This window comes from Alcanivorax sp. HI0007, assembly GCF_001635525.1.
Taxonomy (GTDB): Bacteria; Pseudomonadota; Gammaproteobacteria; order Pseudomonadales; family Alcanivoracaceae; genus Alcanivorax.
This window is the reverse complement of record NZ_LWEJ01000251.1, coordinates 37,658-55,797: the sequence shown is the minus strand read 5'-3', so window position 1 is coordinate 55,797 and position 18,140 is coordinate 37,658. Positions and strand designations below refer to the sequence as shown.

Genomic DNA, 18,140 nt, shown 5'->3' with positions numbered 1-18,140 from the left:
TATCCCCGTCTTCCTATTGCAATAGTGAGTGTGCCGCGCGGCTGGCTGAGCGGCTGCATAATTCGTCCGCCAGTAAGGTGTCCAGATCCAGTAGCAGGTACAGGGTGCCCTGGACAGGAAAGACGCCACGCATGAACTTCCGTGGCGCCCCCTTGAGCGTTTCTGGTGGGGGTTCAATCTCTTCCGGCAGCACACTGACAATGTCACCAATGCGATCCACCATCAGGCCTACCTGCTCGCCACCATGATTGATGATGATGTTGATGGTGTTGTCGTCTTCGTTTTCACCGGGCAATCGCAATACTTTGCGCAGGGCAATGGCTGGCACGATGCGGCCGCGAATATTCATTAATCCCAGTACTCCCGGGGGAGCCAGTGGAATATCGGTAATCTGGTGGTTGGCGAGCACTTCCTGAACATGGTCGACCACCACCCCGTAATGTTTTTCCGCCACCGAAAAGGTGCAGATCAGTTGATTAGCTTCCATTGCTGTCCTCATTGCCGTGCGTGCCATGGAACCGCTTGAACAGGGAATCACAGTCGATAAAGTCGGTGACGCGGCCTTGCAGAATACCGGTGCCCAGAATGCCTTCGGTTTTGCCGTTCTGTTGCATGGCGGCCTCGTCATCGCTGACGATGTCGATAATGTCGTTGACCACCAGGCCCACTTCGCCAAATTCCGTGGGCTGTACAACAATGCGGATAATGTCCTGGTCGTCCGGGCGGTTATCGTGGTGATTGTCGAGGCGGATCAGCGGCAGAATACCGCCGCGATACTGGATCACTTCCCGACCGGCAGAGTATTCGATGCGATCGGTGCTGATTTCCTCCAGCCGTGACACCTTTGACAGGGAGATGGCGGAGCGACCGGATGTGCCATCCGGTCGAACCAGAAGATAGTTTTCGGCGGCACGAATGGGCTGGGTATCTGCGGCCAACGGATTTTCCTGATGACGGAGTTTGCGTTCATGGCGGGTGACACCGGCAAAGTCGGCGGTGGATTTCACATCCAGAATCAATGCCACGCGACCATCGCCCATGATGGTGGCACCGGCAAAACAGGGGTTATCCTTGAGCAGTTTTCCCAGCGGCTTCACCACAATTTCTTCGGTGTCGCGAACGTCGTCCACCAACAAACCAAACTCCTGTTGATCGGCGGTGAGGACAAGAATGAACTGGTCTTTCTCGGTTTCCCTGTCCCCCATCTGCATCAGGGAGCGCATGTCGACCAGCGGCAGTAATCGGCCACGTAATCGATAGACCAGGGCGTTGTGGACCGTTTCGATATCCTTGTCGAGACGGTCGGACTCCACGTAGACCACTTCCATCAAATTGGCCTGGGGAATGGCAAAGCGTTGATGAAGACAACGCACGATCAGCGCCGGGACAATGGCGAGGGTGAGCGGAATTTTCAGTTTCAGGGTGGTGCCACGGCCGGTGAGGCTCTTGATATCGATGGATCCCCCGATGCGTTCCACATTGGTGCGCACCACATCCAGGCCCACGCCGCGCCCGGACAGGTCACTGACCGTTTCTGCGGTAGAAAACCCGGGTTCAAAAATATAGCGGATCTTTTCCTGTTCGCTGAGCTGCTCCACCTGTTCCGGCCGAACCAGGCCGATCTCCAGGGCCCGGCGGATAATTTTTTCACTGTCGAGCCCGGCTCCGTCATCGCTGATTTCCACCGTGACATTGCCGCTTTCGTGGTAAGCGCTCAGGGTCAGCGTGCCGGTTTCCGGCTTGCCCTGTGCGCGACGTTTTTCCGGACTTTCGATGCCATGGTCCACGGCATTGCGCACCAGGTGAATAAGGGGGTCGCGAATGGCCTCCAGAAGACTACGGTCCAGCTCGGTGTCGCCGCCCTTGAGTACCGGTGTCACCCGTTTACCGGTTTTCCTCTCCAGATCCAGTAACAGGCGAGGGTAGGTGGACCAGGCATTCCGGATGGGCTGCATGCGGGTTTGCATCAATCCTTCCTGCAGCTCGCTGGTGACCATGTTGAGACGCTGGGACAGATTGACCAGCTGGGCGTCGTTCTGACTGGCGGTGTGTTGCAGCAGCTGGTTACGGGTAAGCACCAGTTCGCCCACCACGTTCATCAGTTTATCCAGCAGCACCACGTCCACACGTACGGTGGTTTCGGCCATGGCGGTGTGTGCGCCGCCATTTTTTTCCGGCTCTTCGTCATGGAGGTGCGAAAGCGGAGGTTCCGGTTGTTCCAGGGATTCCGGTTCAGAATTCAGTGAGGCCGATGGTGGCGGGTGGGTTGCGGCACCGGTTTGCGCGCGGTCCGGTATCAACCGATGCAACCGGAGCATCAGCGCCTGTGGAGCGGGGTCCCCATCGTTGCCGTCATCATGGATACGTTTGAGGAAAACACGAATTTCATCCACCCCATCCAGCAGCACGGTGGCATGGGGCAAGTCCATCTGCACATCGCCGTCGCGCATGGCGCCAAGGAGATCTTCCAGGGCATGGCTAAGGGTCTCCAGATGACTGAACCCAAAGAAGCCACAGGTGCCCTTGATGGTGTGGATTGCCCGGAAGGCGCTGGCGATACGGTCATTGTCCCGGGGGGAGCGCTCCAGTGCCACGATATCCTGTTCCAGTTGCCCCAGGTTCTCGTCACTTTCGATCAGAAAGCTTTGCAGTGCCTTGTCGTTTTCCTGCATCGGGCCTTCTCCCCCTGGAACCTGTCGTAGGTTTGTTATGCGTATCGAGGTTGTTGTTCAGCCAGCGGCGAGTTTTCGCAACGAAGCCAGGCGTAATATGGAACGCAGATCGGCGTCATGCGGGGGTTTGACCAGATAGTTGTCGCAGCCGGCCTGGCGACCGGCCAGATGCGCCTCCGCGGAGGTCATGCTGGAGAGCATGGCGATGCGTGCCGGGTTACCTTGCTGTCGCAGGGCGCTGCAGGCCTCGAGGCCACCCATTACCGGCATTTCCACATCCAGGAAGATCAGATCGAAAGGGTGCTTCCGGGCACAGGCCAGAGCCTCACTGCCGTCTGCGGCCTGGGTAATGTCCAGGTCATAGGAGCCGGCTGCCAGTTCGTGCAACTTGGCAGTGATAAGGCTGCGGATGGTGGTGCTGTCGTCCACCACCAGGATACGGAGTCTGTCCATGACTCTTCCCTGTGGAGCGGCTACTTCCATTCTGTTCCCCCGGATCTCGTTGTGAGACCTCTGAAGCAGGTTGAACTGCTTCCCCATTCAGAACAGGCGCTATGATTTTTATAGATGCAAAAAATGGAATTAACAGGCGAAAAGGATAAACGGTGCGGTTTTATGGATGTTCGCCGTAACTGATCTGCAGCCGTTTTTCCAAATCTGATTCACAAAAATTGCCATGCGCCATCGATAGGAACAGAAGTACCATGTTTTCCTTCACGCTGGCGTCGCGCAGGGGACAGGCGAAAATCGAATGGCGATGAACGGACGTCGGTTGGGGGCTGTCAGGAGGGAAAAGGGGCTGTCAGACGCCACTCCGGGTGGCGCCTGACAGGTTCAGACTGAATCAGTGCGGTGCGTTTTCTTTCGGCTTGCCGTTCAAGGGAACGCCGGCGAGCTTGCGGACCACCACATAAAACAGCGGAATAAAGAAAATCGCCAGCACCGTGGCGGTGAGCATGCCGCCGAACACCCCGGTACCGATGGCGTTTCGGGCGCCAGCGCCGGCGCCGGTGCTGATCATCAGCGGGGTCACCCCGAGCATGAAGGCCAGGGAGGTCATCAGGATGGGCCGCAGTCGCATGCGTACCGCTTCCAGAGTGGCCTTGACCAGGTGCTCGCCTTTCTGCTCCAGCTCCAGGGCAAATTCCGCTATCAGAATGGCGTTCTTCGCCGATAGCCCGATAGTGGTCAGCAGGCCTACCTGGAAGAACACATCGTTTTCCAGCCCCCGGAAGGTGGCAGCCAGTACGGCACCGATAACCCCCAGTGGCACTACCAGCATCACCGCAAAGGGAATCGACCAGCTCTCATAGAGGGCGGCCAGACAGAGGAATACCACCAGAAGCGACAGGGCATACAGTGCCGGAGCCTGATCGCCGGACTGGCGCTCCTGATAGGACAGGCCGGTCCATTCGAAGCCGAAACCGGCCGGCAGCTTGGCGGTGAGCTCTTCCATGGCATCCATGGCATCACCGGTACTGTAGCCGGGGGCGGCGTTCCCCTGGATGTTCACTGAGGAGACACCGTTGTAGCGTTCCAGCTTCGGCGACCCGTAGGTCCAGTGGCCGGTGGCAAAGGCGGAGAAAGGCACCATTTCGCCCTGATTATTGCGCACATACCAGTCATCAATGTTTTCCGGCAGCATGCGATAGGGCGCGTCGGCCTGCACATAGACCCGCTTCACCCGGCCCCGGTCCACAAAGTTGTTCACGTAGCTGGAGCCCCAGGCAATCTGCAGGGTGCTGTTGATGTCGCTGATGCTGAGCCCCAGGGCCTTGGCTTTCTGCTGGTCAATGTCGAGCTGGTACTGGGGGCTGTCTTCCAGACCATTGGGACGTACCCCGGCCAGGCGCGGGTCCTGGCTGGCCATCCCCAGTAACTGGTTGCGCGCCTGGATCAGGGCCTCGTGACCCCGACCGGCCTGATCGAGAAGCTGAAAGTCAAAGCCGCTGGCGTTACCCAGCTCCGGAATCGAGGGAGGGTTCAGGGCAAAGATCATGGCTTCGCGGATGCTGGCGAAGAAGCCCATGGAGCGGCCCACTACCTGGTCGACCCCATCCACGGACAAGTCCCGTTCACTCCAGTCTTTCAGGTTCACAAATGCCAGGCCGGCGTTCTGGCCCTGGCCGGTGAAACTGAAACCGGCAACGGTGAACAGGCCATCCACGGCGGAGGTTTCCTCGTTGAGGTAGTAATTCTCCATCTTCTTCAGCACGTCCACGGTCTGCTCCTGGGTGGACCCGGCGGGCAGCGTGACCAGGGTGAACATGATGCCCTGGTCTTCTTCCGGCAAGAAGCTGGACGGCAGGCGCATGAAGGAATAACCCAGCACACCCACGATCACCACGTAAATGGCCAGATAACGACCCCGGCGGCCGAGAATCTTTTCCACCCGACCCTGATACGCCTTGCTGCTGCGATCAAAGGTGCGGTTAAACCAGCCGAAGAAGCCTGAATCGGTCTGGTGCTCCGCGTCCTTGGCCTTGAGCATGGTGGCGCACAACGCCGGGGTGAGGATCAGGGCAACCAGCACGGACAGCACCATGGCGGACACAATGGTGATCGAGAACTGGCGGTAAATCGCCCCGGTCGATCCGGGGAAGAACGCAATGGGGATAAAGACCGCGGACAGTACCAGGGCGATACCCACCAGGGCGCCGGTAATCTGCCCCATGGATTTGCGGGTGGCTTCCTTGGGTGGCAGCCCTTCCTCGTGCATGACCCGTTCCACGTTTTCCACCACCACGATGGCGTCATCCACCAGCAGGCCAATGGCCAGCACCATGCCGAACATGGTCAGGGTATTGATGGAGAAACCGAAAGCCGCCAGCACACCGAAGGTGCCCAGCAGCACCACCGGCACCGCAATGGTCGGGATCAGGGTGGCGCGGAAATTCTGCAGGAACAGATACATCACCAGGAAGACCAGGATGATGGCTTCGAACAGGGTGTGGACCACTTCCTCAATGGAGATCTCCACGAACGGGGTCGTATCGTAGGGATAGTCCATTTCCATCTTTTCCGGGAAGAAGGGTTTCAACTCTTCCAGGCGGGCGCGCACCGCATCAGCGGTATCCAGCGCGTTGGCCCCGGAGGCCAGGCTGATGGCCAGACCGGCGGCAGGCTGGCCGTTATAGCGGCCCACCACATCATAGTTCTGGGCCGCCAATTCCACCCGCGCCACATCACGCAGAAACACCTGGGAACCATCCGGATTGACCTTGAGCAGGATATTCTCGAACTGCTCGGTACTTTGCAGGCGGGTCTGGGCAATGATGTTGGCGTTCAGTTGCTGGCCTTCCACCGCCGGGGCACCCCCAAGCTGGCCGCTGGCCACCTGGTTGTTCTGTACCTGAATGGTCTGGGTAATGTCCTGGGGCGTCAGATCGTATTTGTTGAGCTGGTTCGGATCGAGCCAGATACGCATGGCATAGGGAGAGCCGAACAGCTGGATCTTGCCCACACCCGGTACCCGGCTGATCGGGTCCTGCACATTGGAGGCCACATAATCGGCCAGATCGGCCCGGGTAAGGCTGCCGTCCTCGGAGGAAAACGACACCACCATCAGGAATGAATCCGAGGATTTGCTCACCTGCAGACCCTGCTGTTGCACTTCCTGTGGCAGTAGCGGTGTGGCCAGTTGCAGCTTGTTCTGCACTTGAACCTGGGCAATATCCGCGTCGGTCCCCGGGGCGAAGGTGAGCGTGATCTGGGCGTTGCCGAAGGAATCGCTGCTGGAACCGATATAGAGCAGATTATCGATACCGCTCATCTGCTGCTCAATCACCTGGGTGACCGAGTCTTCCACGGTTTTTGCCGAGGCCCCCGGATAGTTACCGGCAATGGTCACCGCGGGCGGGGCCACTGCCGGGTACTGTTCCACCGGCAGGGTGTAAATAGCCAGGGCACCGGCCATCATCATGATGATGGCGATAACCCAGGCAAAAATCGGGCGGTCAATAAAGAATCTGGCCATGGTATTCCCGTTTCTCGTTACGTCGAGTTAGTGTGCGCCCAGTGAGCCGCGTGCGTTTATTGTCCCGTGCCTTGGGCCCCGCCTTGCGCAGCGGGTGCCTGGGAGGGTTGTGACTGCTGTTCGGTATCTACCGGGCTGACCGGAATACCCGGCTGAATTTTCTGCAGCCCATCCACGATCAGGCGATCCCCGTCTTTCAGGCCACTGGCAATCAGCCACTCACTGCCCACGGCCCGTTCGGTGACCACGTTCACTTTTTTCACCGTATTGTTCTCGTCAATCAGCATGGCGCTGGCCTGACCAGTAGGGTCACGGGTAATGCCTTTCTGGGGCACCAGAATGGCATCGTCGCGCTGGCCCTCCGGAAGCCGGCCGCGCACAAACATGCCAGGCAACAGATCACCATCCGGGTTGGGGAAGAGGGCGCGCAGGGTCACCGAGCCGGTGCTTTCGTCCACTGCGTATTCGGAGAATTGCAGGGCACCTGCCTTGCTGTACTCGCTGCCGTCTTCCAGGATCAGGGTAATGCGTGCTTCATCATCGCTGACCTGCTGCAGTTCGCCGGCTTCCATGGCCTGGCGCAGACGGCGCAGCTCAATGCTGGACTGGGTCAGGTCAACGTAAATGGGGTCCAGCTGGCGGATGGTGGCCAGGGCGTTGGCCTGGTTGGCGGTGACCAGGGCGCCGGCAGTGACGGTGGAGCGCCCGATGCGGCCGCTGATCGGTGCCTCAATGGTGGCGTAGTCCAGGTTGATCTGCGCGCTTTTCAGGTTGGCGCGAGCGGCGGCCACCGCGGCCTTGTTCTCGTCCAGGGCAGCTTTGGCTTCGTCATATTCCTGTTGGCTCACGGAACGGCGTTCCAGCAGGGTCTTGAAGCGATCCACGCGCAGGGTGTTGGAGTTCAGGGTGGCCTGGGCCCGGGCCAGCTCCGCCCGTGCAGAGTCCACGGCAGCCTGGTAGGTCCGGGAGTCGATCTTGTAGAGAGGTTGCCCGGCTTCCACCTTCTGGCCTTCCTCGAACAGGCGCTGTTCGATCACGCCGCTGACCTGTGGGCGCACTTCGGCAATCTGGTGAGCGGTGGTGCGCCCGGGCAGCTCCCGGCTGAGGGTGGTGGATTGAGCCTTTACCGTAATGAAGCCAACCTGCGGCGCCTGTTGCTGCTGTTGCTGTCCGGCCTGGTCGCCGTCACTGCAACCGCCAAGCTGCAGGGCAAGGGCGCCTGCCAGGAAGGAGAGAATCAAACCGCTGCGCATAATCACCTCTAGTTTTAATACACGCCGTCAGGCACCGGCTCGGTGAGCGGGCGCTGCTTGCAGGAAATATGAATCAGGTTCAGTATATACATTCAGTGATGTATGTATAGACCCGAACGCGGAATCCATTTGATTTTTTCACGTCCATAAGAGTCTCCCATGGTCAGGCGAACGAAGGCAGAAGCGCTGCAAACCCGGGCTCAGATCCTGGATGCCGCCGAGCAGGTTTTTCACCGTAAAGGGGTACTGTCCGCCTCTTTAAAGGATATTGCCAGCGAGGCCGGGGTGACGCGAGGGGCGATCTACTGGCACTTCAAAAACAAGCATGATGTGTTCATGGCCATGGTGGATCGCAGTCGTCTGCCGTTCGACAGCCTGGCGGAGCGGGCAGAGGACGCCAGCGAGCCGGATCCACTGGGGCGCCTGCGCGAGTTTATGGTCTTTCTGTTACAGCAAGCGGTCTGTGATCCCGGCCAGCGACGGCTTTTCGAGATCATGTTCCAGAAATGCGAGTTCAGCGGTGAGAATGCCGATTTGCTGGATCGCCAGCGTGAGGCCTGTCGGGACTCCTCCGCGCGGTTGGCGCGGACCTTTGCCAACGCCATTGCCCGCGGCCAGCTCCCGGAAAGTCTGGATACGGGAAAGTCTGTTAGCTGGTTACACAGCCAGCTCACCGGCGTGATCATGACCTGGCTACTCGATCCAGAGGTACTGGACCTGGAGCGGGCAGCCACGGATTTTGTCGATACCTGCCTGTTCGCCCTGCAGCATGCTCCCTCCCTGCGTCAGCGTCCCGGAGATTGATCCCGGCCCCTGAAGATCCCACTGAAATACCGGTCCGCATTTCCGATGGTCGGTCTGGGCAGAGCACATACCCAGTGGTATGTTTTTGGGCCTGCCGAGATAAAAGCGCCTTTCCAGCCAACTTCAGATTTCGTTTCAAAAAACGAAACGTCATTCCAAAATAGTATTGACGACCCTCCCGAGCCATGTCAGATTGACTGGCGAGTCAACATCTTGTTTCCGCTGAAGGGCGGTGGGACCGCCGATTCCCTTCAGCATTCGCTACAGCAGCAACACAAATAAAAGGCGCTTATAAAAGCGCCGCGGGAGAGCACAACATGTTTGATCGGCACTATGCGGTCTGGCCGGAGAATATGCCGCGCCACCTCAGCCTGCCGCAGACCAGCCTCTATACCAATCTGGAGGTTTCGGCCCTGCGTTATCCCCACCGGGATGCAATCAACTATTACGACAGCCCCATCACGTTCGCGGAGCTCAAGCAGCAGGTGGATGCCCTGGCGGGTTACCTGCAATCGCTGGGCGTGGAGAAGGGTGACCGGGTGCTGCTGTTCATGCAGAACGCCCCCCAGTTCATCATCAGTTACTACGCCATCCTCCGTGCCAATGCCATTGTGGTGCCGGTGAACCCCATGAACCGGGCCGCCGAACTGGAGCATTACCTGGAGGATACCGATGCTGCCGTGGCCATCTGTGGCCAGGAATTGTTGCCGGCGGTGGCCCCGGTGGTGGGCATGGTGAACCTGCGCCATGTGATCGTGGCGGCCTACAGCGATTACCTCACCCGTGACACGGACCTGCCGCTGCCCGCCGAGGTGGAAGCGCCGGCAGTAGCGCTGAATCATCCCGCGCACATTGCCTGGAAAGACGCCATTGGTGCCGGTGAATCCCCCGGCGAACTGTTGGTCGGCCCGGACGATCTGGCGGTGTTTCCCTATAGCTCCGGGACCACCGGGGCGCCAAAGGGATGCATGCACACCCATGGTTCGGTAATGGCCACCTGTGTCCAGGGGGCGATCTGGAGTCATGGCACCACCGAGTCGGTGACTCTGGCCACGCTGCCGTACTTTCATGTGACCGGCATGCAGGGCTCCATGAACACGCCGATCTATGGCGGCTCATTGATCGTCTTGATGACCCGCTGGGATCGTCGCGTGGCGGCCACGCTGATTGAGCGTTACAAGGTCAGCCGCTGGGTGAATATCGTCACCATGGCCATCGATCTGCTCTCCGATCCGGACGTGGAGAAATATGACCTGTCTTCACTGGAAAATATTGGCGGTGGCGGGGCAGCCATGCCCGCGGCAGTCTCCGACAAACTCTTCCAGCTCACCGGACTGCGTTACATGGAAGGCTATGGCCTGTCCGAAACCATTGCCGGCACCCACATCAATCCCACCGATAACCCCAAGTCCCAGTGTCTGGGGATTCCGGTATTCGATATCGATTCACGCATTGTGGCAGTGGAAGACGACGGCCAGACCGGCAGGGAATTGGGGCCGGGTGAAGTGGGGGAAATCCTCATCCATGGCCCGCAGGTGTTCCAGGGCTACTGGAAGCGTCCCCAGGAAACGCAAAAGGTGTTTGTCGAGCTGGATGGCAAGCGTTTCTTCCGCACCGGTGATCTGGGTTACCACGACGAAGAGGGCTATTTCTTCATCGTCGATCGGGTCAAACGGATGATCAACGCGTCCGGCTTCAAGGTCTGGCCCGCCGAGGTGGAAAGCCTCATGTACCGCCACCCGGCCATCCAGGAAAGCTGCGTGATTTCCACTCCCCACCCCCGTCGCGGTGAAACCGTGAAAGCCTGTGTGGTTCTGCGCAACGAGATGAAAGGCACGCTCACCGAGCAGGCCATCATCGACTGGTGCAAGGAAGAAATGGCCGCCTACAAGGTGCCAGAGGTGGTGGAGTTTCGCGATGAGCTGCCCCGTTCGCCCACCGGCAAGGTGATGTGGCGAGCCCTGCAGGAGCAGGAATGGGCCAGTGAGCAGAAACAGCAGGCTTGCTAGCAGGACAACACCCGGTCAGCACCACAATAAAACCTACGCGGCAGCGCTACGTCGCAGGGGCTGACATAACAAAGGAAAAACGGGAAACGCCAATGCCACTGAGCGGCGGTTCCCCCATACAGGAGGCTTTGCCTTGGACTTATTCATGCAGCAAGTGCTTAACGGCCTGACGCTGGGCAGCATCTACGGGCTGGTGGCCCTGGGGCTGACCCTGGTGTACGGCATTTTGCACGTACCGAACTTTGCCCACGGGGCGCTCTATATGGTGGGCGCCTATGTGTCCTACGTGATCATGGTCGATTTTGGCGCCAACTACTGGCTGGCCATGCTTGGCGCCGCCGGTGCTGTGGCGTTGCTGGCGGTGTTGTGCGAGCGACTGGTGTTCAACCCCTTGCGTGATGCGCCGCCAATCCACGACAAGATTGCCGCCATCGGCATCATGCTGTTTCTGGAAGCGCTGGTGCAGATGCACTGGGGCGCGGAATTCCGCCGCATGCCCACGCCTTACACCGGCATTGTGGAATTTGCCGGCCTGACCCTGCCGGCCCAACGGATACTGATCATTGTCGGCGCCTTCTCGCTGATGGCGGTGTTGCATCTATTCCTGAAGAAGACCCTGACCGGCTCCACCATTGTGGCCATGGCCCAGAACCGGGAAGGGGCCTTCCTGGTAGGGATCGATGCCAACCGGGTGGCGATGATGACCTTTGCCATCTCCGGGGTGCTGGCGGCGGTGGGGGCCACCCTGTTCGCGCCGATTAACCTGGTGTATCCGGCCATGGGGCATCTGCTGATCATGAAAGCCTTTGTGATCATCATCCTCGGTGGCATGGGCTCCATTCCCGGTGCCATTGTCGGCGGCTTGATCATCGGTTTTGCGGAAGCCTTTGGTGGCTTCTACATCTCCACCGACTACAAGGACATCATCGCCTTCGCCTTGCTGGTGGTGATTCTCTCCATCAAGCCCACTGGTCTGTTCACCAAGGGGGTGCGCTAATGAACGCCCTGCACAAGATTTCCGATTTTTTCATGACGCCGGCGATGAAGATCGTGATGATCCTTGCGGCACTGCTGTTCCCCTTCGTGGCGAGCAATGAATACCAGATCTACGTGATGGCACTGGCATTTGTCTGGGCCATTGCGGTCTACGGCATGAATATCATCACCGGGCTTTGTGGCCAGTTGAATCTCGCCCATGGCGGCTTCTTTGCCATCGGCGCCTATACCCTGGCGATTCTCACCGTGGATCATGGTTGGGCGTTCTGGTGGGCCTTTGTGGCAGCGGGTATTGCCGGCGCCCTGTTGGGCTTCCTGGCAGGGGTGGTGTCGTTGCGCCTGAAAGAGCACTACTTCGCCATCTTTACCCTCTGTGTGGGCTTCATCATTTATCTGTTGATCGATAAATGGGAGGAGCTGACCCACGGTGCCCTGGGCATTATCAATATTCCGGCGCCGAGCGGATTCGGCCTGGTGGATTTCACCGAAACCACGCCGTTCTATTACCTGGCCCTGGTGTTCATGGTGCTGTCCATCTGGCTGGCGGCGCGGATTGCCAACTCCCTGCTGGGCCGAAGCTTCCGGGCCATTCGTATCAGTGACGAGCTGGCCGCGTCCCTGGGTATCAACCTGATGCGCAACAAGGTACTGGCATTCGTGCTGTCCACCACCTACGCCAGTGTGGCCGGTGCGTTGTATGCCGGCATGGTGCGCTTTATCGGCCCGGCAGAAGCCGACGTGGTGCATACCTTCGACATGATTACCTTCCTGCTGGTGGGTGGCATCGGCACCCTGATGGGGCCGCTGTTCGGCACCCTGGCGATTACCTGGCTGACCCAGTCCCTGCAGTTCCTGGAAGAGTACCGGATGATCGTGTTCGGCCCGCTGCTGGTGGTGCTGGTGATCTTTTTCCCACGCGGTGTGGTGGGCACCTTCCTGACCTGGCGTGGTCGCCGTCTGGCCGCAGCCCATGAAACCGCCCAAAAGGAATCTGCCAGCGAAAAAAAGTCGCAGCCGAACAAGGCGGTAACACCTCGCAATCAGGAGGCCGGTAACCATGCTTAAGATCAATAACCTGACCAAACGGTTCGGGGGTCTGGCGGCGGTGAACAACGTCAGCATCGAATTCGACGCCAACAAGATCAACGCCATCATCGGCCCCAACGGTGCGGGGAAAAGCACTTTCTTCAATCTGGTGGCCGGCGCCATGGCGCCCACGGAAGGCTCCATCGAATACCAGGGTATGGATATCACCGGTATGGCTTGTGACCGCATTGCCCGCCTGGGTATCGCGCGGACCTTCCAGACCACCTCACTGTTCGATGAATCTACTGTGCTGGACAACCTGATTGTGGGCCACCGTCTTCGCACCCAGTCGCGCCTGTGGGACGTGATCATCAACTCAAAGCGTCTGCGTGATGAAGAGAAAAAATGTCGTTCCCGGGCCCAGGAAGTGCTGGATTTCGTCGGCCTGTCCCATATCGGTCATCGCATTACCGCGGACATCAGCCAGGAAGAAAAAAAGCGCGTGGCCTTTGCGCTGGCCCTGGCCACCGACCCGGAGCTGGTACTGCTGGATGAACCCGCCGGTGGCATCAACCCGGAGGAGACCGAGAATCTGGCCTCACTGATCCGCAAGATGGTGGAGCACGGCGTCACTGTCTGCCTGATCGAGCACAAGATGGACATGATCATGAGCCTGGCGGACAAGATCATGGTGCTGGACCACGGTGAAAAAATTGCCGAAGGCACCCCGGAACAAATCCGAAACAATCCGGTGGTAATCGAAGCCTATCTGGGGAGTGATGACGATGCTGCAGCTTAACGATGTGGAAGCCCGCTACGGCAGCTTCAAGGCCCTGGAAAAAGTCTCCATGACGGTGGGCGAGGGTGAACTGGTGGTATTGCTGGGCGCCAATGGCGCCGGCAAGAGCACCCTGTTCAATACCATCAGCGGCTTGCTCAAACCTACTGCCGGCAAAATTTCCCTGAATGGCAAGGATGTCACCGGCCTCAAGCCTTCCGGCCTGGTACAGAGTGGCGTGGTGCAGTGCCCGGAGGGACGCAAGCTGTTCCCGGAAATGTCGGTGCTGAAAAACCTGATGCTGGGTGCCTATGTGCATCGCCGGGACAAGGCCGCCATGAAGAAGACGCTGGACCAGGTGCTGGCGCTGTTTCCGATTCTCGACGAGAAGAAGGACCATGCGGCTGGATCCCTCAGTGGCGGGCAGCAACAGATGGTGGCCATTGGTCGCGCCATGATGGGGCGGCCGAAACTACTGCTGCTGGACGAGCCTTCTCTGGGGCTGGCCCCGCTGGTCGTGAAGCAGATGTTTGAAACCATCAAGGGCATCAACGAACAGGGCACCACCGTGTTGCTGGCGGAGCAGAATGCCTTCGCCGCACTGAAAATTGCTCACCGCGCCTACGTGATCGAAAACGGTCGCCTGGTGATGGAGGGTGATAAAGACGCGATGCTGGGTAATGAAGAAATTCGCAAGGCCTACATCGGGGCCTGAGGCGATCACCCGCAACGTGTGCGCTACACAACAAGGTTGAAATAATAACGGGAGAGTTTCATGAGCAACGGAAAAAATACACTGGTTAAGCGTTTCTGCCGCCTGGCCTGCGCCAGCGCCATCGCACTGGCCGCCAGCGGCGCACAGGCGGCCGAAACCGTGACCATCGGTTTCACCGGGCCACTGAGTGGCGGTGCCGCCTTGTACGGGCAGAACACCCTGGAAGGCCTGCAAATGGCTGCCCGGGAAATCAACGACAAGGGTGGTTTCAAGGTGGGTGATGACACCTACGAGATCAACCTGGTATCCCTGGATGACAAGTACGCCCCCAGTCAGGCGGCGGTGAACGGCAAGCGCCTGGTGCAGCAGTACAATGCACCGGTGATCTTTACGCCGCATTCCGGTGGCACCTTTGCCCTGCAAGCGTTCAATGAGCGGGATGATTTCCTGGTGATGTCCTATACCTCGGTGCCCACTGTGACCGAGAAGGGCAATGAACTGACCGTGCGTATCCCGCCCACCTTTACCGGCTACATGAAGCCGTTCACCAAGATCGCCATGGAACAGAATGGCAAGAAAGTGGCCATCGCCAATGCCACCCATGACTACGCCAAGTACTGGACCAAGGCATTCGTGCCCACCTGGGAAGCCATGGGCGGCACCGTGGTGGCGGATAACCCCATGGACTACAACAAGTCGGCGGACTTCTATACCGGCGTCAGCAAGGTGCTGGCAGAGAAGCCGGACGTGCTGTTCATTGGCGGGGCGTCCGAACCCACAGCGCTGGTGGCCAAGCAGGCCCGCCAGCTGGGCTTCAAAGGCGGCTTCGTGATCATGGACCAGGCCAAGATGGGCGAAATGTCGAAGATCATTGGCGGCTACAAGATGCTGGAAGGCTCCGTGGGTGTGGTCCCGCTGACCATGTACGAGGAGCAGGGCGCCAAGGATTTTGTTGCCAAGTACCACACGCAGAATGACGGCAAGGATCCCACCACCGAAGTGGCCTACAACTATTTCGCCATGCATACCGTGGTTCAGGCCATGAAGGAAGCCGGTACCGTGGAGGACGCCAAGGCAATCCGGGCGGCCATGGGCGATGCGCTGAAAAACCTGGCGGAGGAGCATAACCCCTACGGCGTGACTGAAATCGATGCCAAGGGTGGCATGATGGCCGATCCCAATATCGCTACCGTCAAGAAAGGTGGCACCGTTGAGCTGCAGCGTATTTCCGAGGTGCTGGGCGAGTAACCTGGCGAGGAGGGGAAGCAGGGCGCCAGGCGCCCTGTTTTTTCGTCTTCTTCAGATAATGAAATATTATTCCAAAATAATTGAAAGCGATCCGCCTTTGCTTATACTGGGGGCAGTTAACAGTTATGTGCGTCGCCATTAGGCATCGCAGATCAGTGTTATCAAGCGGCAATGAAATGCCTGTGCAATAGCAGTGGCCCTCTGCCGCAGGAGCGTAGCGCAGTGGAGCAACGACCGCGGGTCGGCCCGAAGGATGAGCGGAGCGAATAACGTCGCTGGCGGCGCGATAACAGTTTCGAGGCACGAGTTTCGAGTCGCGAAAACCGGAAACCTCCGCGCTTTGAGGTTTTGCCTTTCGAAACTCGTTTCTCGCAACTCGCAACGGTTTTCGCGCCGCCAGCGACGCTCCTGCAACCTGCAAGGTTGATAGCACGTCGAGATTTCATCTTCCTGACCCGGCCTCAGACCGGGCAGGTACTGCCTGGCTTCACCGGAGCATGGCAGTTCAACGAGGAGAGTACTATGAGTCATCCGGTCAGCCTCAGTCGCGATAGCGATATTGGCGTAATCCGAATCAACTATCCCCCCGTCAATGCGCTGGGCCATGGGGTCCGGGAAGGACTGCAGAGCTGTCTACGCGAGGCCTTGGCGGACGATGGCATCCAGGCGGTGGTGGTGATCGGCGAGGGCAAGACCTTTCCGGCCGGCGCCGATATCCGTGAATTCGGCAAGCCGCCCCAGCAGCCGGTACTGCCCGCGGTGATTGATGAATACGAAGCCAGCGACAAGCCGGTGATCGCTGCCATCCATGGCACCGCCCTGGGTGGCGGGCTGGAAGTGGCGCTGGGCTGCGATTATCGCGTGGCCCTGGACAGCGCCCGCCTGGGCCTGCCGGAAGTGAAGCTGGGCCTGCTGCCCGGTGCCGGTGGCACCCAGCGCCTGCCGCGTCTGGTGGGGGCACAGAAAGCCCTGGAAATGATCGTGGGCGGCAACCCCATCAAGGCAGCCGAGGCCCGGGAGCTGGGTCTGGTGGACGAGGTGGTCAGTGGCGATCTGCTGGATGGCGCACTGGCCTTTGCCTGCAGGCTGGTGGCCGATGGCGCGCCGCTGCGAAAACTCTCCGAACTGGACGTGCCCGGGGATACCAGTGCCGAGCTGTTCGAGCATTTCGAGCAATCCATAGCCAGAAAACAGCGCGGCTTCAAGGCGCCGTTTTCCTGTATCAAGGCGGTCAAGGCAGCGGTGGAGTTGCCATACGACAAGGGCGTGGAGCGGGAACGGGAGCTGTTCTTCAAGCTGCTGGTTTCCAGCGAATCCGCGGCCCAGCGTCATGTGTTCTTTGCCGAACGGGAAGTGGCCAAGGTGCCAGGGCTCGACAAGGACACCCCCAAGCGCGAGATCAAGCTGGCGGCGGTGATCGGCGCGGGCACCATGGGCGGCGGTATCGCCATGAATTTCGCCAATGCGGGCATTCCGGTAAAGATTCTCGAGGTGAAAGAAGAGGCCCTGGAAAAGGGCATCGCCATCATCCGCAAGAACTACGAAAACACCGCGAAGAAAGGCCGCATTACCCAACAGCAGGTGGAGCAGCGCATGGCGCTGATTCAGCCCACCCTCAGCTACGACGATCTGAGCGATGTGGACCTGGTGATCGAAGCGGTGTTCGAGAACATGGACGTAAAAAAGGCAGTGTTCAGTGAGCTGGATCGGGTCTGCAAACCCGGCGCCATTCTCGCCACCAACACCTCCACCCTGGACGTGAATCGCATTGCCAGCTTCACCCGCCGTCCCGAAGACGTGATGGGCATGCACTTCTTCAGCCCCGCCAACGTGATGAAGCTGCTGGAAAACGTGCGTGGTGAGAAGACCTCCGATGAAGTGATCGCCACTGTCATGGACCTGAGCCGTCGCATCGGCAAGGTCGGTGTGCTGGTGGGCGTGTGCCATGGTTTTGTCGGCAACCGCATGCTGCACAAGCGCCAGGCGGAAGCCATCGAGCTGGTCAACGAAGGGGCCAGCCCGGAGCAGGTGGACAAGGTACTGTTCGATCTGGGCTTCCCCATGGGGCCGTTTGCCATGTCTGATCTGGCCGGTATGGATGTGGGCTATCGCATCCGCGAGGAACTGCGCAAGGAAGACCCGGATAACGCACCGCCGCGCAACTGGACTGACGAACTGGTGGAAGCCGGTCGTCTCGGTCAGAAAACCCAGGCTGGCGTTTTTGACTATAAAGACGGCGACCGCACCCCTGTTCCTTCACCGGCTGTTGAGAGCATTATTGCTACATATCGTAGTGATAACGGGATTAACCCCCGTGAAATCAGCGACCAGGAAATCCTGGAGCGCTGCATGTACGTGATGGTCAACGAGGGGGCGAAGATCCTGGAAGAGGGCATCGCCGCTCGCCCGCTGGATGTGGATGTGATCTGGATCTACGGCTACGGCTTCCCGGTGTACCGCGGCGGTGTGCTGTTCTGGGCGGACCAGGTGGGTGTGAAAACCATCCACGACAAGATCAACGAGATCTATCAGCAAACCGGCTCGGATGCCTGGAAGCCGGCCAAACTGCTCAGCGACCTGGCAGAGCAGGGCAAAGGCTTTTACCGCTGAGAAACGAATGTTGCAACCCGTCGTTTGAGCCTTGCTTGCAAGGCTCCAACAGT

Annotated in this window: 13 protein-coding genes; 8 read left to right on the top strand and 5 right to left on the bottom strand. The window is 59.2% G+C overall.

The annotated features are described in order from the left end of the window. Nucleotides 1–13: 13 nt before the first annotated feature. The 5 genes from A3714_RS13860 to A3714_RS13840 all read right to left on the bottom strand — a co-directional run bounded on the left by A3714_RS13860 (nucleotide 14) and on the right by A3714_RS13840 (nucleotide 7,901). Entirely contained in the window at nucleotides 14–487 is a 474-nt protein-coding gene (locus A3714_RS13860; protein ID WP_062817940.1) for a chemotaxis protein CheW, read from the bottom strand. Continuing rightward, on the bottom strand, nucleotides 477–2,672 hold the full coding sequence (locus A3714_RS13855) for a chemotaxis protein CheA (protein ID WP_063508096.1): 2,196 nt from the start codon (nucleotides 2,670–2,672) through the stop codon (nucleotides 477–479). Before A3714_RS13855 ends, A3714_RS13860 begins: the two co-directional genes overlap by 11 nt. 57 nt (nucleotides 2,673–2,729) lie before the next feature. After that, on the bottom strand, nucleotides 2,730–3,125 hold the full coding sequence (locus A3714_RS13850) for a response regulator (RefSeq protein WP_063508095.1): 396 nt from the start codon (nucleotides 3,123–3,125) through the stop codon (nucleotides 2,730–2,732). A gap of 391 nt (nucleotides 3,126–3,516) precedes the next feature. After that, on the bottom strand, nucleotides 3,517–6,648 hold the full coding sequence (locus A3714_RS13845; protein ID WP_063508094.1) for an efflux RND transporter permease subunit: 3,132 nt from the start codon (nucleotides 6,646–6,648) through the stop codon (nucleotides 3,517–3,519). A gap of 56 nt (nucleotides 6,649–6,704) precedes the next feature. Then, nucleotides 6,705–7,901 carry an efflux RND transporter periplasmic adaptor subunit gene (locus A3714_RS13840; protein WP_062817936.1) on the bottom strand — a complete coding sequence of 399 codons (1,197 nt, stop codon included), beginning with the start codon at nucleotides 7,899–7,901 and terminating at the stop codon, nucleotides 6,705–6,707. A 159-nt stretch (nucleotides 7,902–8,060) separates the two neighbouring features. Here A3714_RS13840 and A3714_RS13835 point away from each other — a divergent pair, with 159 nt between their 5' ends. From A3714_RS13835 to A3714_RS13800, 8 genes are all read left to right on the top strand, one after another. Next, entirely contained in the window at nucleotides 8,061–8,705 is a 645-nt protein-coding gene (locus A3714_RS13835) for a TetR family transcriptional regulator (RefSeq protein ID WP_063508093.1), read from the top strand. A 317-nt stretch (nucleotides 8,706–9,022) separates the two neighbouring features. Further along, on the top strand, nucleotides 9,023–10,714 hold the full coding sequence (locus tag A3714_RS13830; protein WP_062817934.1) for a long-chain fatty acid--CoA ligase: 1,692 nt from the start codon (nucleotides 9,023–9,025) through the stop codon (nucleotides 10,712–10,714). 133 nt (nucleotides 10,715–10,847) lie between these two features. Next, nucleotides 10,848–11,711: a branched-chain amino acid ABC transporter permease gene (locus tag A3714_RS13825; RefSeq protein WP_063508092.1), complete on the top strand. Its 864-nt coding sequence runs from the start codon at nucleotides 10,848–10,850 to the stop codon at nucleotides 11,709–11,711. Next, nucleotides 11,711–12,775, top strand: a complete 1,065-nt coding sequence (locus A3714_RS13820) for a branched-chain amino acid ABC transporter permease (protein WP_063508091.1) — start codon at nucleotides 11,711–11,713, stop codon at nucleotides 12,773–12,775. The genes A3714_RS13825 and A3714_RS13820 overlap by 1 nt, the downstream gene beginning before the upstream one ends. Beyond that, nucleotides 12,768–13,535: an ABC transporter ATP-binding protein gene (locus A3714_RS13815; RefSeq protein ID WP_063508090.1), complete on the top strand. Its 768-nt coding sequence runs from the start codon at nucleotides 12,768–12,770 to the stop codon at nucleotides 13,533–13,535. The genes A3714_RS13820 and A3714_RS13815 overlap by 8 nt, the downstream gene beginning before the upstream one ends. Next, nucleotides 13,522–14,229: an ABC transporter ATP-binding protein gene (locus A3714_RS13810; RefSeq protein WP_063508089.1), complete on the top strand. Its 708-nt coding sequence runs from the start codon at nucleotides 13,522–13,524 to the stop codon at nucleotides 14,227–14,229. Before A3714_RS13815 ends, A3714_RS13810 begins: the two co-directional genes overlap by 14 nt. Before the next feature lie 60 nt (nucleotides 14,230–14,289). Beyond that, the gene (locus A3714_RS13805; protein ID WP_062817929.1) at nucleotides 14,290–15,477 is read left to right on the top strand and encodes an ABC transporter substrate-binding protein; all 1,188 of its coding nucleotides are present in this window, start codon (nucleotides 14,290–14,292) and stop codon (nucleotides 15,475–15,477) included. A gap of 522 nt (nucleotides 15,478–15,999) precedes the next feature. After that, the gene (locus A3714_RS13800; protein ID WP_063508088.1) at nucleotides 16,000–18,087 is read left to right on the top strand and encodes a 3-hydroxyacyl-CoA dehydrogenase NAD-binding domain-containing protein; all 2,088 of its coding nucleotides are present in this window, start codon (nucleotides 16,000–16,002) and stop codon (nucleotides 18,085–18,087) included. Nucleotides 18,088–18,140 lie beyond the last annotated feature (53 nt).